Source organism: Acinetobacter sp. BSP-28, assembly GCF_044130285.1.
In the GTDB taxonomy this organism is placed as follows: Bacteria; Pseudomonadota; Gammaproteobacteria; order Pseudomonadales; family Moraxellaceae; genus Acinetobacter.
On sequence record NZ_JBIQOB010000019.1, the window covers coordinates 21,260 to 48,038 of the forward strand.

A 26,779-nucleotide genomic window follows, 5' to 3' on the forward strand; every position below is an offset into this window, starting at 1 on the left:
AAACTAGAAAGACTAAAAGGCAAAACATGAGTGTAGAACTCGAAATATTATTAAAAGCGATTTCCGCTGAAGCCCCTTGCGGGAGTGATTGTTCATTTTCAAATGAGTTTCATGCCATTAAGAAAGCAAAAACTCAGGATGATCCGCTATTGGATCAGGGAGATTGGATTGTGGAACCTAAACAGGCAGATTGGGGATTTGTAAGTGCCAAATCGACTGAATTGCTGACTGAAAAAACCAAAGATATTCGTTTATATAGCTGGTTGATTGAAGCCTGGTCTCATCTGTATGGTTTTGAAGGTATAGCCCAAGGTTTGGAATTAACACAGCGTAGCTTAAGCGATTTCTGGATGTTATTGCATCCAGAAATTGAAGATGATGATTGGGATCAACGACTGGGTTTGCTGCAAGGACTTATTAATCAGCTACCGATGCTGATTAAAAATATTCCTGTTGTGAATGCTGCACCTTTTTATTCTTTAAATGCTGCACCTTTTTATTCTTTAATGGATTATGAAGGTTTATTGCATCAACAAAATTTACGTCTTAAACAGCCGGAAGATCAAGCTAATGTTCAGTCAGGTTCATCACTTGAGCAATTTGAACAGGTGCTCTCGCAGACTCCACAATCTTTCCAATATCAAAATTATCAGGAATTTTTTGCTATTTTACAGCAGTGGGAAATTTTAAAAGAGGTGCTGGATGGCTTGTTGGGTCTAGATGCACCAAGTTTTGCTGCCATTGATTCACAGTTGGAATCCATACAAAACAGTCTGAAAAAAATTTATAAAACCGATACTTTTGGTTTAGAAACAGTGACGACTAATCAGACAAAACCTGTTTCTGGCATAACGAATTCTTCAACAATTATTCACCCAGCAACGAATTTAATATCTACATCAACTATAATGCATTCACCCTCCTTTCAACCACAGACTCAAAATCATTTGGCAAATCGTGAACAGGCGATACGAGTTCTACAAGAAATTGCCCAATATTTTCAGACCAATGAACCGCATAGTCCGGTCAGCTATATGCTGCAAAAAACCATCAAATGGAGTCAGTTACCTTTACATGAATGGCTCAGCCAAGTCATTAAAAATGAAAATCCTTTAGAGACCGTACACGAACTTTTAGGTGTACAAAAAAATATGAATAACTCAAATAACGATTGGTAAATTAAATGTTTAAAGCAGAAAAAATTCTTTGGGGCGAAGGTTTATTTTTACGCCCACAGCATTTTCAATTACAAGATGCCTATCATGAACAGCGCTTGAACCACACCATCCGCTCCACGATTCCTTTTGCGTATGGTGTTCAATCCATTCAATTTGATGAAGTACAACTCAATACCCATGTATTGGCTTTAGAAAAGATAGACATGATCTGGCAAGATGGTGATATCTATCAGGCACCTGCACGTGACTTATTACCGCACCCTATTCAACTGGATGAATTAAATTTACGTGGAGAAATCACCGTATATTTAGCTTTACCGATTATTCAACCCAATAAACGCAATGTATCTTTTGAAGAAAATTCCCAACCCAGTCGTTATCACTCACATCTAAGTGAAACGCATGACCTGTTTACCGATGCTACAGCAGCGGATATCACTCTATTAAGACGCCGTGCAGAATTTAAATTATTCGATTCCAGTATGCAGCCGAACCATGAGTTAGATGGTTTCTTATATTTGGCGATTGCTAAAATTAAACGGCAAAGTTCTGGAAATTTTGAACTGGACAGCAAGTTCATCCCACCGATCTTGCATATTGAGGCTTCTGAAACGCTTATTTCAAATTTAAAGCGCACCTTGAATGTTGTTAAAGCCAAAATCAAAACCATTCAAAGCAACAATCGTGAAAATGAGCAAAAACTGATTGAGTTCCGTTCAGGTGATATTGTGTCTTTTTGGCTAGTAAATACCCTAAATACTGCACATGCAAGCCTGAATCATCTGTTGCAATATCCGCATATCCATCCGGAACGACTGTTTTTTGAGTTACTGCGTTTAAGCGGATCATTGCTAACCTTCTCCACAGCCTATGAAGTGGATCAATTACCACAATATCAACATCATCATTTACAAGAAAGCTTTTCACAATTAGATATTATTTTACGTGATTTACTCGATACCATTATTTCAAACCGCTATATCAGTATTGCCTTAAAAGAAATTCGCCCATCTTATTGGCTGGGAAGTCTGGAGTCCGACAAAATCACGCGAGATACACGACTGTATATTGCAGTTTCTAGTGGCGTGATGCAAACGCATGAACTGGTTCAGTTGGTCCCGCTTCGTTTTAAAGTCGGTAATACTGTGGATGTTGAACAACGCGTGGTTGCCGCCTTGCCGGTGATTCCGCTGCATCACTTAATGCAAGTTCCGACTGCAATTCCAGTACGCTCTGGCGTCAGTTATTTTGAAATTGAACCGAATAATGAACTCTATCAGCGCATGCTAGATGCAGAATCCCTCTGTATATATATCCCTGCCGGTTTTCAGGACATTTCGGTTGAACTCATTGCAGTCATGAATAGCTAAGGAAGCTTGAAATGAATATAAATAATAATGCGCTTTCACTTTTTGATGATGGACAAATTGGTCTGGGTTTAAACCCAACGATCACTCAAGCAAAAATAACGAATGCAACCAATCTGGTCGATCTATTACATGATGGTTTTTATATTGTATTTCTTTTAAAGAATCAGTATATCCCTGATAATGCAAATGAATTTCGTGACAAAATTTTAAATCTGCTTAATCGTTTTGAAAATCAGGCGCGAAAATTACAATTTTCAGCCGATGATATTCATGATGCCAAATATGCCTATTGCGCATTACTGGATGAAACGATTGTGACTCAACAAGATGTACAATTTTTTGATCTACAAAATAACTGGATGATTAGTCCATTACAATTAAGTCTTTTTGGTTCACAACTTGCAGGTTATCGTTTTTTTGAAATTTTAGAGTCATTGCGTAGTCATGGCAAAGAACGATTAGCGGCCTTGGAAGTCTTCCATTACTGCATGTTACTGGGTTTCCACGGGAAATTTCGTATTGAGTCTATACAGAATTTAAATCATCTGGTTGCACGAGTTGGCGATGAAATTGACTTTTTAAAAGGCAAAAAAGCAGCGTTCTCTCCATTTGCAGCTTTGCCCGATCAGATTAAACATATGATTCACCGCGAATTACCGTTTTGGGGAATTTTGATCTTTTTGGCTATTTTTGCATTATCCGTCTTTATAGCTTTAAATTTTATGCTTTTAAATCAAAATGATAAATCTCTAGCAGACTATCGAAATATTATTAGCCCGACTGCAGAACAGGCCTATATCACGATCCATTTACCATAAAGAAAATTAAAAATGGCAAACCAGAAACAGACCTCTTTCAGAATATTACAATCCGAAAAAAAGAATCATTATCCAGCAGTTTGGTATGGCATTTTAGGCTTTTGTACTGGAGTGACGTGTAGTGCTATTTTAGGCTATAGCTATATAAACAATTTAAGCCATGAAATTAAAAATAGCACAACCTCTATCAATGCAAATTTAGCTGAACAGGATATTTCAGAAAATACGCAGCCCCTTAACCCGAGCATAGAAACCAACCCCCTTCAGGCTGATGTTCAAAGCCATCAGCTTGCACATGAGGATGAATATCCTATCGAGTTTCCTCAACCGAAAGAAAGTGATTTAAGCAAGGCATTTGTTCATCAAGCTCAACCCAAACCGGTTACAAAAAGCCAAAACCCTATGAACAGTCTTGTTGAGAGCAAACAGCCTTCATCTTCGGCTAAAACAGTCACCACAGCAGCCTTACCCAGAGCTGTGCAAAATAAGCAGTCTGAAATAAAACATGCAGTAAAAGAAAAAAGTCTTGTTCCGTCTAAAGAACTTGAAACAGAGGAAATACCGCAAGCTTCTGTACAAATTGCAGTGACCAGAACCCCAGTAATCCACAAAGATACCGCCGTGACACCATGATTGTTGCCATTTTCCTGTGTTTTATCTTATTGGCTTGTAGTCTGGCTGTGCTGTTTTCTTATGAGTTGCGCATCAAAGTACAAGAGTTTTTTTTAGTGCTTATTCCAAACGGCAAGAGGCAGCTCAATTCCGCTAAACAATTTATGCAACAGCTTAATGCAGCAGCGGCTCCTGAACAAATCCAGTCGCATTGGCATTTACAACAGTGGTGGATTCTTATTGCAGGTTTTTTCCTGTTTAGTAGCATTTTGATTTTCGCTTTTACACGTCCGATTAGCCCCAGCAAAATTGAAGCAAATTATTTAAGAGAAGTTGATCCACAAATTTATGCTTTACTGGATGGACAAATGCTGTCTCCGCCAGAAGAAATAGCAGAATCATTAATTGAAGAAGCCATTATTTCTGCGAATAATATTGAGGTGACTCCGTCCAGCATTCAGACTGAACCATTTAATTCAAATACAGAAGATTTAGCTATATTCCATTCACATGGAGATCTAGCATCGGCAGATCGTAAATGGAATAAAATAAACCCGCGTTATAAACAGCGCCTATTGATGGTATTCAAAATCATGCAACAACGTCATGGTTATGAAATGGTTTTATTAGAGGGTTACCGTAGTCCGGAGCGTCAGAATTCCTTGGCTATGAATCAGCATGTTACCCGTGCCAAAGGTTTCAAAAGTTATCATCAATTTGGTTTAGCTGCCGATGTCGCCTTTAAACGTAATGGCAAAGTGGTGATTTCTGAACGTGATCCATGGGCCATGCGAGGCTACCAACTCTATGGAGAAGTTGCTGAATCTGTTGGGCTGACTTGGGGTGGCAGATGGAAATCCATTCAAGATTATGGTCATACCGAGTATCGACTGCCAGGATTAAGAAAAACTGCTGAAATGGCTGAAAAGTTAACATCTGAAGGTCAGTTATTGGCGAATAATATGAATTGATTATGCAATTGTAGTAGCTCATTTTTTGATTGAGCTACTACTTTAATATTTCAATTTACTTTAAATAAAGCATTATTTCATCAATCACTTGTTGGGTCTTTTCAGCATGTAACCAATGTCCAGCATTTTCTATCACCCGAATTTGGGCATGAGGAAATTGCTGTTTGATGGCATCAAAATGTTCATCTTTACTAATATAGGCTGATTGCCCACCACGAATAAACAGAGCCTGTTTTGACCAGGGAAGAATTACATCCCAATGCACAATATCTGAATAATGATTAAATAGTGCATCGACATTAAATAACCATTGCCCTTTATGAAAGGATTTCATTAAAAACTGGATCACCATTTCTTCATTTAAATATTCATGCATGATTTGCATGGCTTGTTGTCGACTTTCAACTTTAGCGTTTTGTACGGCAAACAAGGCTTTAAAAATTTGATCGTGATGATTTTCCTGATATGCAAAAGGTGCGATATCCAGAACAACCAACTGTTGCAGTCGCTCACCTGCTCTATTCGCCAATTGCATGGCAATTTTTCCACCCATTGAATGGCCAATGACAGAAAATTGTTGGATATTGAGTGAATCTAAGGTATCCAAAATGTCTTGTGCCATCACGGCATAATTCATCTCTGGAGAATGCGCGGAATGTCCATGATTACGCACATCAATTTGAATCACGGAATGTGATTCATAAAATGTGCGTGCCAACATGCCCAAATTACTTAAACTGCCAAACAAACCATGAATAAATACGAGCGGTGTTTTTTTTGTGGTGGTTTCATTTAGGTGAATTTGGTGATTTAAGATCATGGATTTCATTCATTACATTTTTTGATGAATATATATTTGATGATAATAGGGATTTAATCAATTGCCATTTTTTAAAATGTATTTTTTGCTTAGGCTATTTTGTACTACTAGAAATAATAGATTTTAAAAGTGATAACCCTGTCATTTGAAAGGATCGAAATGATCAGGTTAATTGCATTATATCTATAATATTTAATTAATTTTTATAAAACATATAGTTAAAAAATAAATTTAGCATAATGAGCTTATATCTTGCTTAAATTCCAATCTAAGACTTACAACTATAAAGCTCATTATGATCAATAAAATTCTGCATTTACTTAAAATAGTTCAATGGCAATTTTAAATAGCGAATTCCATTTGCTTCCGGTTCTGGAAACCTCCCCCCATCCATATTGATCTGAATGGCAGGTAAAATCAGCTTTGGCATAGATAATGTCGCATCACGGCGGTTTCGCATCTCTACAAATGCTGCTTTGTTGGTATGCCCATTTAGATGGATATTGTTTTCTTTCTGCTCATGGATACTGCTTTCACATTGATATTGCTGCCGTCCTGCGGGCAAGTAATCATGACACAGGAAAACCCGAATATTTTCATCTAGCTGATACAGTTTTTGCACTGAATCAAACAAGGTTGCCGCACTACCCTTGGGAAAATCACAACGTGCTGTACCATAATCCGGCATGAATAAGGTATCACCAACAAATACAGCATCTCCAATCACATAGCTTAAACAAGCCGGCGTATGTCCAGGTGTGGGAATGTTATAAGCTTCCAACTCCCCTATTTTAAATATTTCTCCATCTTCAAATAGATGATCAAAGGTTTGACTAGAATTAAAGTGCTTGATGTCCAGGTTATAAATTGCGCTAAAGGTTTCCTGCACAATAGCAATTTTTTTGCTCATGGCAATTCGACCACCTAATTGTTGTTTTAAGTATTGCGAGGCGGTCAAATGATCTGCATGGACATGGGTTTCTAAAATCCATTCTACGCTTAGGCTATTTTGACGAATATAGTCGATGATTAAATCGGCCTGTGTGGTCTTTGTTGTTGCTGACGGCGCATCATAATCCAGAACGGAATCAATAATGGCACAGCACCGACTGACAGGATCGCTGACCACATAACTAAAAGTATTACTCTGCTGATCAAAAAAATTCTGAACCTGTGGAGATTGCATCATGAATTTTTTCCCATCAATTGACGCTGAATGACCATACCAATAAACATGGCAGCAATAAAATAAAGGGCTTGATAGTGTCCTAGGCCAATTAAAGTCAGACTTGGTGCAGGACAGATTCCTGCAATCCCCCAGCCGATCCCGAAGATCAGGCTACCGATTACCAGCTTAGAATCTATCTTATTATTCTTAGGTAAATCAATGGGATCTCCATATACAGTTTTGGGTGCCTGTTGATGTATCGCTTTTTGAAATGGAATGAATGACACGGCGATGGCCCCTAGCATAACAAAGGCAAGACTCGGATCCCATTGTCCAAATAAATCTAAAAAATCTAATATTTTTTTAGGATTAGACATGCCAGACAGCATAAGACCGATTGAAAATAATCCACCGAATACAAAAGCCCATACATTTTTCATGTTAGAATGCTCCTGTGATATGGCGAATGATATAAACCGTCACAAAGCCGGCAAACATAAATGAGATGGTCGCAACGATTGAACGTTTAGACAACCGGCTGATTCCACAAATGCCATGCCCACTGGTACAACCACATCCCATTTGGGTACCAAAGCCGACCAATAGCCCTGCAACAATCATCATCAATGGACTAGCCGTTAATACAATCGTGGGTGTGTGCACAAGACTATAGAAAAATGGCACAACTAATAGGCCTAGCAAAAACCACAATGCTGGTGTTTTAAACAAGGTTTGAGGGTTTAGCACTTGTGCAATTAAGCCGCTGACCCCGGCAATACGGCCATTCACATACAAGTAACCTACCACAGACAGGCCAAGCAGAATTCCACCAATAAATGCAAGCAGGAAATCATGCATGATAGAATGCTCCAAAAAACAATATACTTTTATTAATAAAATAATTTGCTCTACGGGTTAAACATTAATCATTGGAAACATGTTTGCTTTAGTTCTATAGGAATCAATATCTATCCTATAAATCACTATACTCCGGTCATAGCCAAAGCAATATATAGTCTGGTGTAAATCTTGTTTAATTTGTTGTTTGTTCAGGGGCTTTTAGGAATATAGATTATTTTTCCGTCTTAATTTTCCTGATCTATGTGGTTATTGAATGACACTGACAGGGATATTTGTCCAAATACACGATCTGGATAGGTGTTGATTATTCTATAAATTCTTTCAGCACTTTTTCTGCAAACCACCAAGGTAATTGCTGAACTTCAGGGTTCATTTTCAATGTTTCGGCTGCTTCAATCTCGGCAATAAAAGCCGCTTTTTCACCATTAGACGAGTTATCAAACAAATAGGTACGGTCACTGGCATCTATCGCCTGCATGAGTAAATTTATACTGCGGTAATAACGTTCCACAATCTTTTGCTCTGGAACAGGATGTCCACCTACACTCACGCGATATTTAACCCGGGCAATATTAATTCTCGGGTCAACCGTAGAAACATAATATAAATAGGTTTTAAACCCCTGCCGCTGAGCCTCTTGTAGAAATTCAACTTTAGAGATATGCGACATTACCGTTTCAAAGGTAAAACTGATCTTTAAACGCAAAAATTCCAGACGAATATAGTCAATAATCCGTGCGCAAAGATAAGAATCTATTGCTGATGCTTGAAACTGGATATTCCAGTCATCGCATACTGTGGGTTCTTGTTGCAATAAAGCGACGAGCTGCCCGGATTGAGGACGTTTTTTCTGTTTAAGGAAAGCAATTAAAGCTTGGGCTTTTAATGCAGGATGATAGATCATTAAATCTAGGCGCTGAGTCAAGCGAAGATTCTGTTCCAGTTCATCAGCATTTAAATAAGCCCCAATATGATGGGGCAATAAGTATTCTTTGACTGTGCTTTTTCCAGATCCATTAGGACCGGCAAACATCCTTATTCTTGGTTGAGGCATTCAGTTATACAGCTGCCTCTTGTTTTCTTTTGCGTTTTAAAACTTTAGGAAGATGATCCACACTGATATAAGCATGCGATAAGTCTTGAATCACGGTTTCTTGTCCATCGACTTCACGTTGCACCAGTTGCTGTTCTTTTGCATAAACGACCGTTGCTGCAGCACATGCTTTATTAAAGGCATGACGGAAAGCATGGATGGCAAGTTTAGGAATCATGTCATCCTCATATTTGCCTGCTTTCATGATGGTATAAGCTGTCATGGAACAACTCCCGTTACACAAGGTGTATTTGCCTATTATATTAGCATAGTCGCAATAATTGTCTATAAATACACCAACATAGAAATGTAACGCTTTGCAGTAAATCTAATTAAAGCCACTGAATCAGTGGCTCACGTATTATTGATCTTCTTTCCAGACATCTTCATAGTCTTCACGATCAATCATAAAACGGAAACCTTCAGCCAAAGCCAGGTATGGTAGCACTTCAGGTAAAATATCCTGTAACTCCCGAACCGTCATGGTCTGGAAAAAATCTTCTCCTTCTTCCAATTCGCCGCCATAGATAAACCAAGCTACATTTTCTTCAGTTTCAGGCTTTTTACGAATCCCGACAATGGGTTCCTTATTTAAAGTCTGAACCGCAATCGCTACGACATCATCACCACTCACTTTGACATAAGCAGAATCAAACTCTTCACATAATAACTTTTGTTCTGCAATCAGTTCTTCTAAAGGTGAAAGTGATTGGGAATTTTTTGACATTGTGCTTCTCTGGCATATAAAAACCGAATAGCTACAGTTTAACTTAGAACGATTTCCCATAGCTAAACTTTTTATTTCCAGTATTTTTTGCTAAGCTTGAAAAAGTTACAAAATCAAAAAGAATGCAAATGAAACCACAAGATACAACAGAATCTACAATAAGCCCTGAACATGGTCACGGTGGCAAACGCAAGAATGCCGGCCGCAAAACCCAATATCAGGAAAAAACCGTGGTGATGCGGGTCCCAGAGTCGAAAGTATCTGAAATCAAGTCATGGTTAAAACCCCAACCTGCAGATGACCGTAACCATCAGATTGAACTGCATCCTATACAGATTCAGACCCAACTCGATATTCCTTATCCGCTGGAGTCAGTTGCTGCCGGTTTTCCTTCTCCAGCTCAGGATTACACGGAAGATGTCATCGATTTAAATCAATATCTCGTGCACAACCCCTCAAGCACCTTTGTCTTGCGGGTAAATTCATTGTCTATGAAGAATGCCGGAATAGACATTGATGACCAGATTTTAATTGATCGTAGCTTGAAGGCCGAACATGGCGATATCGTTTTGGCCTTAATTAATAATGAGTTTACCGTTAAACGGTTAATGAAAGAAAAACAGAAAAATGGAGAACTGAAAATCTGGTTAAAAGCAGAAAATCCTGAATATCCGGATATTTATTTGCGCAGTGAAGAACAGTTGATTATCTGGGGTGTAGTGACCTGTATTTTAAAAAAATTACGCTAATAAATTTATTGATTAATACACAATCGGAGCAGCTCATCATCTTTACTTTCAAATAAAATGATAAAGCCCCAAGTAGTAAACTTGAGGCTTTATCATAAATCCTTAGTTTTACTGAGGATTATTTTTGCTGTTGAGGGTTTTTTTGCTGCTGTTGGCGTTGATTGCCTTGGTTTTGCTGACGTTGATTGTCTTGTTGCTGCTGTTGCTGCTGTTGATGCTTTTGATTTTCGCTTTGCGGATTCGATTGTTGTTGATTAGCCATTTTCATATCCATCCTTTCGATTGATTACTAGCTCTGAGTGCTAGGGATATGTCGTATGTATTACGACTCTTATTAATCTAAAGGATATTTCTACTTAACCAACCCGCAAACTGTATCGACTTAATTCATTGTAATTTTCAGAATATTAATTTACTGATTTTTAGTGCATCACTAAATTTCATCTTTACGCTATTAACCTGAAGTACACTGAACCTTACAGGCTACTGCACCTCTTTATCTCATGCCCTCTTGATTATTTCACCTTTTTTACATTTGTAATTTTTTAGGGACTGGATTATTCTTATCTTGAAAACGTTACAATTTCAAGAATAAAAATGGCCCAACAACTTTTTGCCTTAATTGATATTAATAACTGCTATGTCAGCTGTGAACGGGTATTTAATCCGAAACTGAATGGACAGCCGGTAGTCGTCCTGTCCAATAATGATGGTTGTGTCGTTTCCCGAAGCAATGAAGCCAAGGTCTTAAATATCGGCATGGCTATTCCTTGGTATGAAATTGAACAACGGGCTTTAGCAGCGGGAGTAAAAGTATTTTCCAGTAATTATGCTTTATACGCAGATATGTCGCGGCGCTTTTTTTTGATTCTGGAACAGCATTTTCATCCGGATGATTTGGAACCTTATTCAATCGATGAGTGCTTTATCCAGCTCAGCAGCTATGCAGAACATTTTGATGTAGAGCAATATTGTCGAGTCTTGATTAAGCGCATTGAGCAATGGCTTGGTTTGCCTTGTTGTATTGGTATTGGCACAACCAGAACCCAAGCCAAACTGGCCAATTATTTTGCCAAAAAAAGAACCTGTTTTGACTCAGTTTGTTATTTGCCGCATTTAGACTTATGCAGTTATGAAAGCTTACTGCTGGAAACACCGGCTAGCGAAATTTGGGGTGTTGGTCGTAAAATCAGCAAGCAGCTTCAAGACTATGAAATTTATAGTTGCTATGACTTAACTTTTGCCAATGAACATCATCTTGCCAAACAATTTTCAGTGATGATTGCACGGACGATTCGTGAACTAAAAGGTCAATCGTGTATTGCACTTAATGACCCTGCAACACCAGCAAAAAGTATCCTTTCCTCACGAAGTTTTGCTTCAGCATTGACTGAAAAAACCCTAATCAAACAAGCAGTCATATTTCATGTCAACCGTGCCCATAAACGCTTAATCAAGCAACAGCAACTGTGTGCCTGCGTCCATGTTTCACTCTATGAAAAGACACCCAATCCGCCCTATAAAAAGAGGAGTTCTCATGCGCTAGGTCTGGAATATGCAACCGATGACTTACTTGCTTTAAATTGTGCAGCATTAAAGCAAATAGATGTTTTATTTAAGGAAAATAAGAAATATATAAAAGTGGAAGTCATGTTTAGTGCCTTACATGTTAAACAGCACTATATTCATGACCTATGGCAACCTTTAGCGCTGATTCAACAACGTGATAATTTAATGAATACCCTGTTGAAAATGCAACAACGCTATGGCTCGAATTGTATCCAGGTGGGTTATCATTCTGCCAATCCGGCTTGGCAGATGAAACAGCAGCACCGCTCTCCACGCTATACCACCTGCTGGAAGGAATTGCTTACGATTCATGACTCTGCCTTGACTGTTACACAAAATAAATGAACTGTTTTGGTCAATTTAGCTTACAATGCAAGAAATAGTAATAATTATAAAAAATGTCATTTTTTAACATTGCCAATTACCTGCAAAGTTCTCATTATATAGCTCAGTTCTGACACATAGCTTCCGTATCAATTTTGAACAACTTATAATAGAAATACGGGAATATATGCCATAATACGCAAACTTTGCTGATATCTTGCAAAGTGAATTTGCAAATTAATAATTGGAGCAAGCTGAATGAGCTCAACCATTTTGGTTATTCATGGACCGAATCTAAATTTACTAGGCATGCGTGAACCTGAAGTTTATGGGCACCTTACCCTAGACGATATAAATCAAAAGCTCATCGCTCAAGCTCAAAATGCATCTCTTTCCCTGGATACTTTTCAAAGCAATTGGGAAGGTGCCATTGTCGACCGAATTCATCAGGCACAAAAAGAAGGCGTTCAATTCATCATTATCAATCCTGCAGCGTTAACTCATACTTCCGTTGCAGTCCGTGATGCACTTCTTGGTGTTGCCATTCCCTTTATTGAAGTTCATTTGTCGAATGTACACGCACGTGAAGCATTCCGACATCATTCATATTTATCAGATAAAGCCGTTGGCGTGATTTGTGGTTTAGGTGCAAAAGGTTATAGCACTGCACTGGAATTCGCCATCGACAAAATTCAACCTTCTACGCAATCATAATTAGGAATACTGTCTCATGGATATCCGTAAAATCAAGAAACTCATCGACCTGATGATTGAATCTGACTTACAAGCGATCGAAGTTAAAGAAGGTGATCAATCCATCGCCTTAACCCGTCGTAATCCTGTGGTAGCAGCAGCTGTTCCTGCGATGCCAGTAGCTGCCGCTGCAGCCCCTGTTGCAAAAACACCGCGCGGCGCAGTTGAAACCTCTCCTATGGTTGGTGTGTTCTACGCAGCACCAAACCCAGGTGAAGCACCATTCGTTAAAGTGGGTCAGACCGTTTCTGCGGGCGAAACACTCGGTATTATTGAAGCCATGAAAATCATGAACCCGATTGAAGCGACTCAAAGCGGTGTGATTGAAGAAATTCTGGTGAAAAATGGCGATGTTATCCAATTCGGTCAACCATTGTTCCGCTATCGCGCTTAAGACCACGGGGATTCACAATGTTGCAAAAAGTTTTAATTGCAAATCGGGGTGAAATTGCTTTACGCATCACCCGAGCTTGCAGAACTTTAGGAATTAAAACCGTAGGTATTTATTCCGATGCCGATAAAGACCTGATGCATTTACGCTTCTGTGATGAAGCCGTATGTATCGGTCCGGGTGCAAGTAGCGAAAGCTATTTAAACATTCCGGCAATTATTACTGCTGCTGAAATTACTGGTGCAGATGCCATCCACCCAGGTTATGGCTTCTTGTCAGAAAATGCCGAGTTTGCAGAAATTGTTGAAAATTCTGGCTTTATCTTTATTGGGCCACGTCCAGAACATATTCGCTTAATGGGGAACAAGGTTTCTGCCATTATTGCCATGAAAAAAGCCGGTGTACCAACCGTACCGGGCTGTGACCATGCAGTGACTATTCACAATGCTCTTGCAGAAGCAAAAGAAATTGGCTTCCCGCTGATTGTTAAAGCTGCTTCTGGTGGTGGTGGTCGTGGTATGCGTATTGTTGAACGTGTCGACACCCTGCTCGAATCTGTTCAGGCAGCGCAACGTGATGCCGAAATGTGGTTTGGTGATGACACGGTTTATATGGAACGCTTCCTGCAAAAACCACGTCACGTCGAAGTCCAGGTTTTGGGTGATGGTAATGGTCATGCGATTCATCTTTATGATCGTGACTGCTCATTACAGCGTCGTCATCAAAAAGTACTGGAAGAAGCGCCTGCACCAGGATTACCGGAAGAGGCACGTGCTGATATTTTAGAAGCATGTGTCAATGCATGTAAACTCATGCAATACCGTGGTGCTGGTACTTTCGAGTTCCTGTTTGAAGATGGTGAATTCTTCTTCATTGAAATGAATACCCGTGTTCAAGTTGAACACCCTGTTACTGAAATGGTGACTGGTATTGATATCATTGAGCAACAATTACGTATTGCTGGCGGACTTGGTCTTGAGATTCAACAAGATCAAGTGGAAGTACGTGGTCATGCCATTGAATGCCGTATCAATGCAGAAGATCCAACCACATTCCTACCATCTCCGGGCAAAATTGAAAATTATTATGCTCCAGGTGGTGCGGGTATCCGTATGGACTCGCATATTTACCCAGGCTACAGCATTCCACCTTACTATGACTCAATGATTGCAAAACTCATTGCCCATGGTAAAGATCGTGATACGACTATTGCACGTATGAAACAGGCATTAGAAGAAACTATCCTGACTGGAGTGAAAACCAACATTCCTTTACATCGGGATTTGATTCTGGAAGATGAGAATTTCTGTAAAGAAGCGATGGATATTCACTATCTGGAAAAACACTTGTTGAAAAAGCTGGAAGCTTATCAAGAAGCGTCTTAAATAAAGCACCAAGACTTAAAAAACCGCTCTTTATGAGCGGTTTTTTTATATGTATCACAATTTAAAAATCTATAAAATCATGAATAATGATTTAAGGTAATACACGGCGCAATGTGGCAAAACATTGTTCGGCCTTTTCATTACTACAGAAATTAATGGTAGAGGCATTTTTCCACTGCACGAAATATTGAGAAATCTCTCCAGTCTGATCTTCCTGCAGCCCCGAACAATCCTTTTCATTATTGTCATACTTTACTTGCAAAACCAGTGCAGACAATAAAGAACGCTCTTCCTGAGACGGTTGAAAGTCGTAAATTCCAGATGACCACTCCTGCCCACTTTTAATAATGACATTGTTATTCGCTTTAAAATTATAATATTCAATACATTTATTATTGTTGGCCACTTGCATCCCCCATAAGCCAACAATTTCTGGACGCGTCACAATACGAATGGTATTCGAATTTTCAGCTCGATCCGGTTCTTCTGTTGCAACCACAGCTTGATTGTCATTTGCCATCGCAACAGATGAGCACAATGTAAGTAAAATTGTAAAATATGTTTTTTTCATACATAAATTCAGTGCTAAAAATCCTTTGCTATAACTTAGCATATTTTTATGAAAAACCCGTATTTATCACCATATTACAACAATATAATTTCCGACTGAAACTGCACAAAAAAGCAATCCACCAAGCTAAAAAGAATCAATACTTTCCAGCTCATACCGAAATAACAATGTCTACTTATGATGATGCAGTTGAATAATAAGTGTTCATTCGTCTTGAAAATATTTCTATTTAATTAAGAGTATAGCAAAATAATTTTTTCTTAATTTTCACTTAGTCACCCCCTTAGAGTGACAAGGATGTGAACTTGCATATTTTGCTGACTTCATCTAAATCATCTTCTAGACAGCAACAGGTCAATGCTTTTTTTATCCTGGGTGCTGTGGTCTTGATCTGCTGTTTATGCGGGATTCTATCCAGACCTGTTACCTTTTCAGCCTATCTATGGCCGGCAAATGCTGTTTTGCTGGGGCTATTTTTACGCTTTAAGCATTTAAATATATGGGGTGGATGGTTAGGTGCATTTAGCGGTTACATGCTGGCAGATTTAGTGACGGGCAGCTCATTTCAGCTGACTTTTATTCTTACTCTCGCAAATCTGGTTAATGTCACGGTTTCGTTATTTTTTATCCGCCTCTGGAAACTAAATTATCGCAATTACAATCAAGGCTTTACCTTCTTATATTTATTTATCATTTGTGCCCTAGGAGGATGCCTGGCCAGTGCCCTGTTTGCCATTGCTACGGTTCCTTATGTCTCCGATACGTTCATGTCCACACAACGTCTGGGGATTGATTTTGGCATGTGGTGGGCCGGTGAAATTGTCAATTGCATTACCATGCTGCCGATTATTTTATTTTTTCCCACCCGGACTGAAATGGGTCAAAAGTTAAAAAATATGAGGCTTAACCAATTTCGTTTGGGCAGATTACTACCGCTGATTGCCATTGTGATTTCAGTGACCTTTACCCATATTTTCTTTGGTCCGGGCGCCTTACTTTATCCTTTGGCCGCATTAATCTGGGCAGCACTAAGTTATCCCATTTTCACTGTTGCTCTCCTCAACAGTATTGTATGTTTAGTGACTTATCATAGTCTGACTTATTTTTACTTATCAAATTCATCATCAGCATATTTAACCACCACCATTTCCGTACGCATTGGTTTATGCATGCTGGGTTTAGCCCCACTCATTCTTTGCATTATTACCAGTAATCGCCGTGAACTGTACAAAAAAGTGTTACATCTGGCCAATCATGACAGTTTGACCAATACCATAAACCGCCGTCATCTTTTTGAAAAAGGTGAACAATATCTAAGTGAGGCTAAAAGCCACTCTGTCTCATTGATCTTGCTTGATCTGGATCATTTTAAAAAAATGAATGATCAATACGGACATCATATCGGGGATTTAGTGCTGAAACATTTCTCGCAATTGGTGGAAGACAATATCCGTAGCAATGAACTTTTTGCCCGTATAGGGGGTGAGGAATTCCTGATTCTTATGATGAACACATCTTTACAAGAAACCCAAGCTATTGCGGAAAGAATCCGGATTAAGACCGAGTTAACCCCGATGCAATTGCCTGAGGGCGATTTATTATTTATTACCACCAGTATTGGCATTGCCTATCAGAGCTTGCCCACCGAGCTGAGCTTGCAACATATAATTAATCAGGCGGATCATGCCCTGTATCGATCAAAAGCGTTGGGACGCAATCAGATCACAATTGCTTCTTAATATAAAAATTGCATCCTGACTAGAACAATAGACAGCACAGCAGCAACCTTGATCATAAACGTAGAGTACTAACTTTTTACAGCGCCTTTTAGCTTTGCTGAACATATTTCGGTAACCAGCGTACAAACAGCAAACCTACAACTGTTGAAAGCCCGGCAAGAACAAAAACCATCTCTCCGGAAATCACCTGCCAATATCTTCCAGCCAAAATACTTCCTAATGCGACACCCAAACCCCACATGGTGCTATACATGGCCTGACCACGGCCTTGCTGACCTGCTGAAAAATTTTGAAAGATAATACGCATGGCAATCATATGAAATAGACCAAAACTAAAGGCATGAATACTTTGCGCTAAAAACTGTGCCATGAATAAATGCGGCAATAGTCCCACAACAATCCACCGTGCCCCGGTCAAAACCAGACACACACTGACCAGGCTGCGCCATGAAAAGCGGGTTAAGAAAATATGAGCAAAGGCAAACATGATAATTTCTGCGACTACCCCTACGGACCACAACAGGCCAATTTCAGTTGTCGAAAAACCGACTTGATGCAGGTAGTTACTGTAGAAACTATAAAATGGTGCATGGGAAAATAATAAAACAAATTCAATTGCAAAAAATGCAGCGACTACAGGTCGTTTTAATATCGGCAATAGCGGTTCTAATTGCTGTTGTGATTGTGGCGCTGTGCTGGGTTCTTTAATGCTAAAAGACCAAAGGAATGCCAAAAAGGCAATGCACAGCAACATCAGCGGGAGCATGGAAATAAGGACAATTTCCAGTAAGGCACCAATGCCGAAAACACCCACAATAAAACCAACTGAGCCCCATTTTCTGACTTTTCCATACAGCTGAGTGCGCTTGTCGCCCAACCAGAACAGCGTAACCCCTTCAAATTGCGCCAAAATGGCATTCTGAAAAAAACTGAAGATCAGCATCAGCAATGCCACAGACTGGAAAGTATTGGGAATCAGAAAAATCATGAACCAGATGCAGGATTCCATCCATGTGGCAATACGCACCAACAGCATTCTTTTGCCCGATTTATCGGCAAGCCATCCCCAAATGAACGGCGCAAAAAAACGGGTAATGATTGCGATTGAAGATAGTAGTCCGATCTCCTGATAATTAAAGCCCTGATCTTCCAGATACAGACTCCAAAAAGGCATGAACGTCCCGACTATGGAATAGTAAAAGAAGTAAAATCCTGCCAGTTTGTGCTGAATTGCAATTGGTTGCATTAACTTGCAGTCCTTTGCTTTTTCAATAACTTAAAATTATTCATAGTTGCATACGCTTGCTTGAGATTGTCTGTATTTGCAGTTCAACAGTCTACAAATCTTAAAAAAATATTTTTTCTCAATTTTTGTAGACTGCATCGAAAAAACCTAGAAATTTGGCGCTATTATGCCACCTTTAAAGATATAGTAGACTTGTAGGTAAATAAAAAACCGCCCTTCAGGACGGTTTCATTTGTGATTGATATCCTAGGGCATCCGCTCAAACTTGCCATAAGCTTTTAATGCCTTGTAACCAATACTACCTTTATGCCAGTAAAGAATAAAAATAAAAGCATGGAAAGGTATTTAAGAAATAGTCGGGATGGCGTGAGAGCTTTGGATATACTTAGTTGATAACGAGCAGACCGTTTTGATCTAGCGGATGCTTATCATAATAGCTTTAATGCACATATTTAGTGCGAGCTTAGAAAGAAAAGCTATTAACTATCATCCTGCTATGGTTTTTTATGCACATACAATTTACAAGGAATTTGAATGATAAAATCTCCAGCTCCTTAATTTTGTAAATCAAATATATGCAAAATAACGTGAGTAAGCCGCCAGTACCAGCAATGACGCTGGCTGCACTAGGAGTGGTGTTTGGAGACATAGGAACAAGTCCCTTATATGCATTAAAAGAAAGTTTTCATGCTACACACGGATTACCTATCAATGAACTTAATATTTTGGGAATTCTTTCTCTGATCTTCTGGACTATTACACTTATAGTTTCGATTAAATATGTTCTCGTCATTATGAGAGCTGATAATAATGGTGAAGGAGGTATTATGGCTTTATTGGCCTTAAACCTTCGGCAAAAAGGTCTATCTCGTGGAAAAAGACTCGCTATTATTATTTTAGGTTTTATTGGCGCGTCGTTATTTTTTGGTGATGGCATTATCACACCTGCTATTTCTGTACTATCTGCAATTGAAGGTCTTTCAGTTGCCGCTCCTTCATTTGATCGCTTCATCATGCCTATCAGTATTGGAATTTTGATTGCACTTTTCGCAGTTCAAAAACATGGTTCTGCAATGATGGGGAAATTTTTTGGACCAATTACCCTTTTGTGGTTCCTGTCTATTGGCGCCATTGGTATCTCTAGTATTATCCAAAGTCCCTTTGTCCTTGCATTATTCAGTCCACATTGGGCTTTTTTATTTGTAGTTAATAATCCTTATATCTCATTTTTTGTAATGGGAGCTGTGGTTTTAACAGTCACAGGGGGTGAGGCTTTATATGCAGATATGGGCCATTTTGGTATTCTACCAATTAAATTGGGTTGGTTTTTAATTGTACTGCCATGTCTAATGCTGAATTATGCAGGACAAGGAGCTTTACTGTTAAGAGATCCATCTGCTATTACTAATCCTTTTTACCTGCTGCTTCCTTCTGCTCTTCTATATCCAATGATTATTTTGGCCACTGCAGCTGCAGTCATAGCCTCTCAAGCATTAATCAGCGGCGTCTTTTCAATGGCCAAACAGGCAATTCAGTTAGGCTATCTTCCTCGGCTTACCGTCTTGCATACTTCCGCATCTGAAATTGGGCAAATCTATATTCCATTACTCAACTGGCTCCTGTTTATCTCTATTACAATTTTAATTTTAATCTTTGAAAGCAGTAGTAAATTGGCTGGTGCTTACGGTCTGGCAGTCACAGTCACCATGTTCTGTGACACATTGCTGGTAGCTTTTCTTGCTTACAGTTACTGGAAATGGAAAACATGGAAAGTCTTACTGTTCATTATTCCTTTCGCTTTTATTGACCTGATTTTACTAAGCTCTAACCTTTTAAAAGTCTTTATTGGTGGATGGGTGCCCGTTGTTATTGCAATTATTGTTTTTACCCTAATGATGACATGGAAAAAAGGTAAAGAAATTCTCCAGGAGAAACTACAACAGGACACGCTTCCGCTTAATATATTTCTTGAGCATCTTGGAATGACAGGCCATAAAATCAGCGGAAATGCTGTATTTTTAACTGGCACACCTCAAGTCGTACCTCATGCTCTTTTACACAACCTAAAGCACAATAAAGTTCTTCATGAACATAATTTGCTGGTAACAATTAAGGTTTCTGAAGTTCCCTATGTTGATGATTCCAATCGTGTAGTAGTGGAAGTATTAAGTGATGGCTTTTACAGAATAGGGATTAATTACGGCTTTAAAGAAGAACCTAATATCCCTCAGGCATTGAAGAAAGCTTTTACAGAGCTGGGGCTAGAATATGATTTGATGAATATCAGTTTCTTTGTATCCAGAGAAAGGTTGGTTCCGAGCTTATCGAATAAAATGTCTACTTGGCGTGAGAAGTTGTTTATTGCAATGCAAAAGAATACTAGCCCTGTGAGTGATTTCTACAATATCCCTTCTAACCGAGTTGTTGAATTAGGTAGTCAGATTGAAATCTAAGCATTCTAATTTTATTTAAACTGGGAGTATTAAAGTTTATGAATAAACTTTAATACTCCATTTTTAAGTTTTGTGGCTTTGAGCTGTAAAAAAATTAAGTACATTCCATATTTCTATTTTTATTTAATTTACAAACTTTGCTAATCGTTCGTTTAGAAAGATAAATAAAGCTGATACATTAAAAATGACATTATAAGAAAGACGGTACCAGTGATGAAAATTAAATACCCTATTCTCAAATTGGTAATGAGTTGTCTATGTTTAGGTTCAACATATGCACTAGCCTCTCCCATACTTTCCAATAACGCTAAAATTCAAGTATCTGATGTTCCAGCCAAAACCCCAGGTACAATATTATCTATACAAGCACAAAATACTGATCTATTTACGAATGCCTCACAACGGTTCTTAATCACTTACCGTAGTCGTGGAGTGCTGTCTGAGCCAATTGTTACTTCAGCATTTATCTTATTGCCTAAAGGTGAAGTACCCAAAGGTGGCTGGCCTGTTCTAGCTTGGGCCCATGGTACTACCGGTGTAGCAGATACCTGTGCACCCTCGGGGGATTATGCTGGCGGACCAGTTCATGTCTATCAACAAATCGCTGCTAAAGCGCTAAATGCCTGGCTCGCTCGCGGCTATGCAATAGTTGCACCCGATTATCAGGGTTTAGGCACCCTGGGTGGACATCCGTATATGAATGCACAAAGTCAGCTGCACACTGTCGTTGATGCTGTACGGGCAACTCACCATTTAAAGCCTTATCAATTTAGTAAAAATTGGTATGTCATGGGTCATAGTCAAGGAGGCGCAGCATCTCTGAAAGTTGCAGCAGACGGCCAGAAAGATGCGCCTGAATTTAATCTGCGCGGGGCAATTGCACTTGCTCCAGGCGGTTACCAATATGAGGGAATTGCCGAATATGTGGCAACTCACTCTCAAATTGATACAAGTGTCGCGGCATTTTTTCCAATCGTTCTTTTGGGTGCGGAAGCTGCAGATCCTAGCCTTGCTCCAGCAAATTTAGTCAGCCCAGAAATGGAGGAAATTCTGAATTCTGCACGTAGTCGCTGTTTATCAGAATTACAATCTGATATAGAGCAAGCACCTAAAACTGTCTTTAAACCAAATGTAAATCTGGCACCTTTAACAAATTATTTAAAGAAACAGTCTATTGAAAATATGACACCGACTGTGCCGGTTCTAATTGTACAAGGTGAAAAAGATCAACTTGTAGATTATCATGGTACTTACGCTTACTATCAGCAAGTATGCACGAAGCAAAAACCTATCGCGTTTCACCCAGTCAAAAATGGAGATCATCGTGACTCTTTAAGACAAAGTGAATTCCTGATTGGAAACTTTATCAATTCAATTGAACAAGGGAAATTTGTAAATACCTGCAGTGCAAAATAATACGGCAGATTTAGAATGTTGAAATCTAAAAACTCTTATATAGATCTCTACGTTTACGCTTATGGTAATTGAGTGCAGTCTAATAGCAGGAAGCACAGCGTTAAAATAATTATCACGTGCTGCATATTTCAAATTCTCTGCAACCTGATTGGTCCAACCTTTCACCATGTTGGGCAAGTTAGAGAGGTATAAAACTTCAATCACTCAGCAGTCAAAATCAGAATCACATCATTTGATTTTGAGCTTTTACAGCTTTCATGGTTTTAGGACCACTGATGCCACATCAGCAGTTACGCCAACTGCCTGTTGTAGCTCCTGAATTGCGCGTTTCTTGCCGGTATTAATTGCAAAGTCCCAAAACTGGAATAGCATCCAATAAAAAAGCTCCCAAGGTCGGGAGCTTCACAGAAAGATAATTTAATGGATTATCATTTATTAATTTCATTTAATACTCTAAATAATTAAAAAGTAAAATATTTTAACTCTACGGAATAAGAGAAGCTAATTCCATAGAGCCATTAAAATAATAAATTATAGATGTCAATATATTTCGTATTAGACGTAATAACTACTCTCCATAATAAAAAATACCAAGTTTTGGGGATATTTAAATAATATAAATTTTTATTAAATAAAACAGCTATTTAATAGTGAAATTTACTAATTTTTTATTTTATTTTTTAAGGCGATATTATGTTCGGTTCAAAACGCAGTATTCTTGCAATTATAGTTGCACTATCTTCATTCACATCTGTTTCAACCTTAGCATCAATGCAGATTATCCCGACTCTGGATTTTCCATCCACGCCTAAAAAAATAGTAAGTCAAACTAAAACTGTTTCAGTAATTAAAAATTGCAAAAATAATGAGGAATGCGAAAAGACTGAGGTTAAAAACACTTCTAAATAAATAAAAGGAAGATATTTCATATTGGTTGAAATATCTTCATAATAATTTACTTCATAAAAACTTAACCTACTACAAAATACTTATTACTTTATGGTCTTCACAATACTGCGAAGTTGACAGATATCATTAAGTAATAAGAAAATTGAATAGAGCTCTTATATGGTATCAAATATCCATAAAAATTTGATTATACAAAAAAATTTCAAAATTCTTTCAAGCAATCACGACACACTTTGATTTCTTCATCATCAATCGTGTAATCGATTTCAGTGGCACCATGAAGGCCAAATAAACACTTTAAGAATCGGAGCATCTCTTTTCTCTTGACAAAAAAAAGCCCACTCATGGAAAGACTATGTGGACTTATAAACTAAGGAACTTAGAAAATCATTAACAAACTACAATAATTTCTGATGGCTATTTTGTACACTAATCAAATAATTTTCAGTGGCAAAATATACCAAAAAATAAAATAATGATAAGTAAGTCACATTGCTAGAAAAAATAAATTGATTATTTATTGAGCATTTAAACAGTAAATTTTCTTTATAAATTACTCACATTGCAAATGCTATACTTAGTGTGATTAGAGTTTTTAATTAGACTATTCTCGAAGTGATCACATAGAGTAATAAACAGCTGTATTTTCAAAGATTCAAAAATGAAAGAGTGATATTTAATAGAACTAAAAAGTAGACTGAATACACTTTTCTAAATTAACTTCATTCAAAATTTATTACTTTAAAATCCCTCTTTTTCTGTCCGCCATGATACCTGAAATTATATGATTTAAAATGAATAATTTGAAAAATGCTAACGCTCTAAATCCAGTTTCAAATCTCAGTCCAGATAAAACTATGGACATTAAAAATTGCTACTTAGCTTGAAACAATTCATGTTTATTTTTCGAGCAACTTATGTGGACTATTCGTTAATAATCAAATGAATTAAGAATTTTTTTATAAAATCATTATTTGTTGTTTGCCTCACAATGATCTTTAAAGTAAATGAATTGGAGAAAGCAAATGTTAAATAAAATGATGATAGCAATTAGTCTAGCTGCTTCTGTGGTTTTGGCAAGCTGTACATCTTCAATGCCAAACCCTTCTACGGAACGAAATTTAGCAAAATTGCAAAACAAAAATTGGGTGATAACCGAAATTAATCAAGTTAATTATAAAGCCGACCCTACTTTATCCGCAGTTCCAGCGCTTAGTTTTGGTCATAGTCAACTCAGCGGCAGTGATGGCTGTAACCAATTTATGGGAGGTTATGCAGTAAAAGGTACTCAAATTAAATTTTCGAATTTAGTTACTACCGAAAAAGCCTGTTTAAATCCAACCGATTTACCGCAAAAATTTTCCCAAGCCCTGAACCAGGTGATCAGCTATGATGCGAGCGATAGCGAATTAAAGTTATTCGATAGTGATCATCGCGTGGTCCTTAAGTTTAAGAACCTAAAATAGAAAATAGAGATAAGTTAGCCCTCACTCGAGGGCTTTTATTGATCAGTAATATCACCTGAATCATCCAAAACACATCTAATTTAAAGACAGCACAACATGTTATTTATGTTGTCTTTGCGGATTGTTTTGTTGATTAGGCTGTTGTTGAACATTGGACTGTTGATTTTGCTGATTACCTTGCTGATTCTCTTGTTGCTGTTTGTGTTTATCGCGATCGTGCTCTTGATTATGCTGGCTCATTTGAAGGGGTTGTTGATTAACCATTTCAGTTTCCTTCCTCTATTTAGAATCTGTACATGAGTTAATCTACTATTTAATCTTGCTTATCCAATCTTAACTTTGTGTCAATTTCATTCAATGTAATTTGGATGCATCTATATGATTGATCCGCAACAAGGCCGTTTTAAACTCCTTAACATTTCTACATCATATGCCGTTTTACACCAGACAAAATTCATCCCCATCAAACCAAGTCGAAGCGATTTAAACCCCGTCAGGAATGTCGTTACAAGTCTATTAAAGCGGTAAAATGCCTTAGTCATTTTTACCACATTTGCGACATTCCTGAACGTATCCATGCTTATGATCCCAATTGAACTCATAAACATGAATACAGAAAATTTTACGGAATATATTAAGCATATCTTTAACCTCACCTACAGGCTTAGAAAAAGTATTTCTACTTAATAATATGGGTATAAACAGCATAACTTTCAAATAGTAAGATAAAAAATTCAGATCAAAATAGTAAAACAATTCAGCATTTTGGTCTTTATTGGTCTTTATTGGTCTTTATCCATGGAGTGTGGGCTGGTGGTTTTATCTTGCTGCGAAGTATCCGTATCCTGTTTTTGACATGCACTGAGGCCTAGCATAATCACCAATCCTATAAAGAGCAGTTTTTTCATGGTCGATCCTTATATCCTTTAAAAATTAAGAATATAAGAGATACCCACTTACACGGTTCAATTTTTACAGCAAAAATGTAAAAAGAGCTGATTGTACTGATGGAATAGCCGTCGGAATATCAAAGGCTTAGACAAGCTGATTCGTCATTACCGAATATTTCGCTGCTCAACCCACTCAGATATCAACTTGCTTTTTATGCAATTGATAAATCACGAATGGATTATGTTATTTAATGTTTTCCTCATCTAAATTCATCTTCTAAAGCTCCTAATATGTTTTCAGCATTTAAAAAAAGTGGAGCAAAATATGAATAAATACCCGAAAAGCCCATCCATAGAAGTTCAAACTCATCAACCGGGTATTCAATCTCAAATGCATCCCCAACCTGAAGTCATCAAACCCAACTATCAGGGAAGCAATAAATTAAAAGATAAGATTGCCTTAATCACTGGTGGTGATAGCGGTATAGGCAGATCAATCGCCGTGTTGTTTGCACGCGAAGGTGCAGATATTGCCATCTGTTATTTGGAAGAAGATAAAGATGCTGAAGAAACCAAGAGAATGGTGGAAAAAGAAGGTCGCCGTTGCCTGCTGTTAAAATGCGATTTGCAACATCACGATGAAATAAGCAGGATAGTCGAAAAAACACTGCAAAAATTTAAAACCATCAATATTTTAATTAACAATGCCGGCGTTCAGTATCCGCAAAAATACATTACCGATATCAATACCCAACAACTTTTTAAAACCTTTGAAATTAATATTCTATCTATGTTTTATCTGACACAGATGGTGATTCCCTATATGACACCAGGGGATTCGATCATCAATACCAGCAGTATCACCAGTTATCATGGTCATGATCTGTTAATTGATTATGCAAGTACCAAAGGTGCAATTACCTCATTCACCCGAAGTTTATCTACAAATTTATTGAAAAATAAAACCGGGATTCGAGTGAATGCAGTAGCGCCTGGCCCTATCTGGACCCCATTAATTCCGAGTAGTTTTGACGCAGAACAGTTAAAAGATTTTGGTAAAAAAACGCCGATGGGACGAATGGGACAACCCAGTGAAGTGGCGCCTGCATACTTGTTTCTTGCCTCGGATGAAGCAAGTTATATATCAGGACAAGTCATTCATGTTAATGGAGGCACAATTATTAATGGTTAGCCCTGTAAAATCATTGGTTGAAATTTAATTTAAACATTTAACACGCTATAAAAATAATTTGAATCATGATGAATCAAATCCCCCACCAAACATTGACATCTTATTACC

Annotated in this window: 28 protein-coding genes; 16 read left to right on the forward strand and 12 right to left on the reverse strand. The window is 38.1% G+C overall.

Annotated features, from left to right (window positions below; genetic code table 11):
• Window positions 1-26: 26 nt before the first annotated feature.
• The 5 genes from tssA to ACE01R_RS13395 are packed head-to-tail and all read left to right on the forward strand — an operon-like array spanning window position 27 to window position 4,949.
• Entirely contained in the window at window positions 27-1,178 is a 1,152-nt protein-coding gene (gene tssA / locus ACE01R_RS13375) for a type VI secretion system protein TssA (RefSeq protein ID WP_395551753.1), read from the forward strand.
• Window positions 1,179-1,183: 5 nt separating this feature from the next.
• Window positions 1,184-2,548, forward strand: a complete 1,365-nt coding sequence (gene tssK, locus ACE01R_RS13380) for a type VI secretion system baseplate subunit TssK (protein ID WP_395551754.1) — start codon at window positions 1,184-1,186, stop codon at window positions 2,546-2,548.
• 11 nt (window positions 2,549-2,559) lie between these two features.
• A complete protein-coding gene (gene icmH, locus ACE01R_RS13385; protein WP_395551757.1) occupies window positions 2,560-3,366 on the forward strand; it encodes a type IVB secretion system protein IcmH/DotU in 807 nt (268 codons plus the stop codon).
• A 12-nt stretch (window positions 3,367-3,378) separates the two neighbouring features.
• Complete coding sequence (locus ACE01R_RS13390; protein ID WP_395551759.1) at window positions 3,379-3,999, forward strand: hypothetical protein; 621 nt, start codon at window positions 3,379-3,381, stop codon at window positions 3,997-3,999.
• Window positions 3,996-4,949: a M15 family metallopeptidase gene (locus ACE01R_RS13395; protein ID WP_395551764.1), complete on the forward strand. Its 954-nt coding sequence runs from the start codon at window positions 3,996-3,998 to the stop codon at window positions 4,947-4,949. The genes ACE01R_RS13390 and ACE01R_RS13395 overlap by 4 nt, the downstream gene beginning before the upstream one ends.
• Window positions 4,950-5,004: 55 nt before the next feature.
• Here the strand turns inward: ACE01R_RS13395 and ACE01R_RS13400 are convergent, their stop codons facing one another.
• The 7 genes from ACE01R_RS13400 to ACE01R_RS13430 all read right to left on the reverse strand — a co-directional run bounded on the left by ACE01R_RS13400 (window position 5,005) and on the right by ACE01R_RS13430 (window position 9,618).
• Complete coding sequence (locus ACE01R_RS13400) at window positions 5,005-5,769, reverse strand: alpha/beta fold hydrolase (protein WP_395551770.1); 765 nt, start codon at window positions 5,767-5,769, stop codon at window positions 5,005-5,007.
• A 316-nt stretch (window positions 5,770-6,085) separates the two neighbouring features.
• Entirely contained in the window at window positions 6,086-6,955 is an 870-nt protein-coding gene (locus ACE01R_RS13405; protein WP_395551851.1) for an MBL fold metallo-hydrolase, read from the reverse strand.
• Window positions 6,955-7,377 carry a DUF6691 family protein gene (locus tag ACE01R_RS13410; protein WP_395551777.1) on the reverse strand — a complete coding sequence of 141 codons (423 nt, stop codon included), beginning with the start codon at window positions 7,375-7,377 and terminating at the stop codon, window positions 6,955-6,957. Before ACE01R_RS13410 ends, ACE01R_RS13405 begins: the two co-directional genes overlap by 1 nt.
• 1 nt (window position 7,378) lies before the next feature.
• Window positions 7,379-7,795, reverse strand: a complete 417-nt coding sequence (locus ACE01R_RS13415) for a YeeE/YedE family protein (protein ID WP_395551778.1) — start codon at window positions 7,793-7,795, stop codon at window positions 7,379-7,381.
• 307 nt (window positions 7,796-8,102) lie between these two features.
• A complete protein-coding gene (locus ACE01R_RS13420) occupies window positions 8,103-8,852 on the reverse strand; it encodes a zeta toxin (protein WP_395551779.1) in 750 nt (249 codons plus the stop codon).
• A 4-nt stretch (window positions 8,853-8,856) separates the two neighbouring features.
• Entirely contained in the window at window positions 8,857-9,114 is a 258-nt protein-coding gene (locus tag ACE01R_RS13425) for a hypothetical protein (protein ID WP_395551781.1), read from the reverse strand.
• A gap of 138 nt (window positions 9,115-9,252) precedes the next feature.
• A complete protein-coding gene (locus ACE01R_RS13430; RefSeq protein WP_395551782.1) occupies window positions 9,253-9,618 on the reverse strand; it encodes a hypothetical protein in 366 nt (121 codons plus the stop codon).
• 128 nt (window positions 9,619-9,746) lie between these two features.
• On the opposite strand from ACE01R_RS13430, the gene ACE01R_RS13435 reads away from it, so the two are divergent.
• Window positions 9,747-10,367 (forward strand): LexA family protein, encoded by a 621-nt coding sequence (locus tag ACE01R_RS13435; protein WP_395551783.1) that lies wholly within the window; start codon window positions 9,747-9,749, stop codon window positions 10,365-10,367.
• Between the two features lie 118 nt (window positions 10,368-10,485).
• On the opposite strand, the gene ACE01R_RS13440 is transcribed toward ACE01R_RS13435, so the two are convergent.
• Window positions 10,486-10,629, reverse strand: coding sequence for a hypothetical protein (locus ACE01R_RS13440; protein ID WP_171262914.1), 144 nt, complete (start codon window positions 10,627-10,629; stop codon window positions 10,486-10,488).
• 335 nt (window positions 10,630-10,964) lie between these two features.
• Between ACE01R_RS13440 and ACE01R_RS13445 the strand changes: the two genes are divergently transcribed.
• From ACE01R_RS13445 to accC, 4 genes are all read left to right on the forward strand, one after another.
• Window positions 10,965-12,281: a Y-family DNA polymerase gene (locus ACE01R_RS13445; protein ID WP_395551788.1), complete on the forward strand. Its 1,317-nt coding sequence runs from the start codon at window positions 10,965-10,967 to the stop codon at window positions 12,279-12,281.
• A 237-nt stretch (window positions 12,282-12,518) separates the two neighbouring features.
• Window positions 12,519-12,974 carry a type II 3-dehydroquinate dehydratase gene (gene aroQ, locus ACE01R_RS13450; RefSeq protein WP_395551789.1) on the forward strand — a complete coding sequence of 152 codons (456 nt, stop codon included), beginning with the start codon at window positions 12,519-12,521 and terminating at the stop codon, window positions 12,972-12,974.
• Window positions 12,975-12,990: 16 nt separating this feature from the next.
• Complete coding sequence (gene accB / locus ACE01R_RS13455; RefSeq protein ID WP_174560574.1) at window positions 12,991-13,407, forward strand: acetyl-CoA carboxylase biotin carboxyl carrier protein; 417 nt, start codon at window positions 12,991-12,993, stop codon at window positions 13,405-13,407.
• A gap of 17 nt (window positions 13,408-13,424) precedes the next feature.
• Window positions 13,425-14,789, forward strand: coding sequence for an acetyl-CoA carboxylase biotin carboxylase subunit (gene accC / locus ACE01R_RS13460; RefSeq protein ID WP_395551791.1), 1,365 nt, complete (start codon window positions 13,425-13,427; stop codon window positions 14,787-14,789).
• Window positions 14,790-14,880: 91 nt separating this feature from the next.
• Here the strand turns inward: accC and ACE01R_RS13465 are convergent, their stop codons facing one another.
• Entirely contained in the window at window positions 14,881-15,360 is a 480-nt protein-coding gene (locus ACE01R_RS13465) for a hypothetical protein (protein ID WP_395551794.1), read from the reverse strand.
• Between the two features lie 311 nt (window positions 15,361-15,671).
• Between ACE01R_RS13465 and ACE01R_RS13470 the strand changes: the two genes are divergently transcribed.
• Window positions 15,672-17,099, forward strand: a complete 1,428-nt coding sequence (locus ACE01R_RS13470) for a diguanylate cyclase (protein ID WP_395551852.1) — start codon at window positions 15,672-15,674, stop codon at window positions 17,097-17,099.
• 88 nt (window positions 17,100-17,187) lie between these two features.
• Here the strand turns inward: ACE01R_RS13470 and ACE01R_RS13475 are convergent, their stop codons facing one another.
• Complete coding sequence (locus ACE01R_RS13475; RefSeq protein WP_395551796.1) at window positions 17,188-18,345, reverse strand: MFS transporter; 1,158 nt, start codon at window positions 18,343-18,345, stop codon at window positions 17,188-17,190.
• Between the two features lie 575 nt (window positions 18,346-18,920).
• Here ACE01R_RS13475 and ACE01R_RS13480 point away from each other — a divergent pair.
• The 4 genes from ACE01R_RS13480 to ACE01R_RS13495 all read left to right on the forward strand — a co-directional run bounded on the left by ACE01R_RS13480 (window position 18,921) and on the right by ACE01R_RS13495 (window position 24,589).
• Window positions 18,921-20,798, forward strand: coding sequence for a potassium transporter Kup (locus ACE01R_RS13480; RefSeq protein WP_395551797.1), 1,878 nt, complete (start codon window positions 18,921-18,923; stop codon window positions 20,796-20,798).
• A 210-nt stretch (window positions 20,799-21,008) separates the two neighbouring features.
• Window positions 21,009-22,214 carry an alpha/beta fold hydrolase gene (locus tag ACE01R_RS13485; protein WP_395551798.1) on the forward strand — a complete coding sequence of 402 codons (1,206 nt, stop codon included), beginning with the start codon at window positions 21,009-21,011 and terminating at the stop codon, window positions 22,212-22,214.
• Window positions 22,215-22,907: 693 nt separating this feature from the next.
• Window positions 22,908-23,123 carry a hypothetical protein gene (locus ACE01R_RS13490; RefSeq protein WP_395551799.1) on the forward strand — a complete coding sequence of 72 codons (216 nt, stop codon included), beginning with the start codon at window positions 22,908-22,910 and terminating at the stop codon, window positions 23,121-23,123.
• 1,025 nt (window positions 23,124-24,148) lie between these two features.
• Complete coding sequence (locus tag ACE01R_RS13495) at window positions 24,149-24,589, forward strand: META domain-containing protein (protein WP_395551800.1); 441 nt, start codon at window positions 24,149-24,151, stop codon at window positions 24,587-24,589.
• A 99-nt stretch (window positions 24,590-24,688) separates the two neighbouring features.
• On the opposite strand, the gene ACE01R_RS13500 is transcribed toward ACE01R_RS13495, so the two are convergent.
• Both ACE01R_RS13500 and ACE01R_RS13505 read right to left on the reverse strand, forming a co-directional pair.
• Window positions 24,689-24,853, reverse strand: coding sequence for a hypothetical protein (locus ACE01R_RS13500; protein WP_395551803.1), 165 nt, complete (start codon window positions 24,851-24,853; stop codon window positions 24,689-24,691).
• Window positions 24,854-25,371: 518 nt separating this feature from the next.
• Entirely contained in the window at window positions 25,372-25,497 is a 126-nt protein-coding gene (locus ACE01R_RS13505; protein ID WP_395551810.1) for a lipoprotein, read from the reverse strand.
• A 295-nt stretch (window positions 25,498-25,792) separates the two neighbouring features.
• On the opposite strand from ACE01R_RS13505, the gene ACE01R_RS13510 reads away from it, so the two are divergent.
• A complete protein-coding gene (locus ACE01R_RS13510) occupies window positions 25,793-26,671 on the forward strand; it encodes an SDR family oxidoreductase (protein WP_395551819.1) in 879 nt (292 codons plus the stop codon).
• Window positions 26,672-26,779 lie beyond the last annotated feature (108 nt).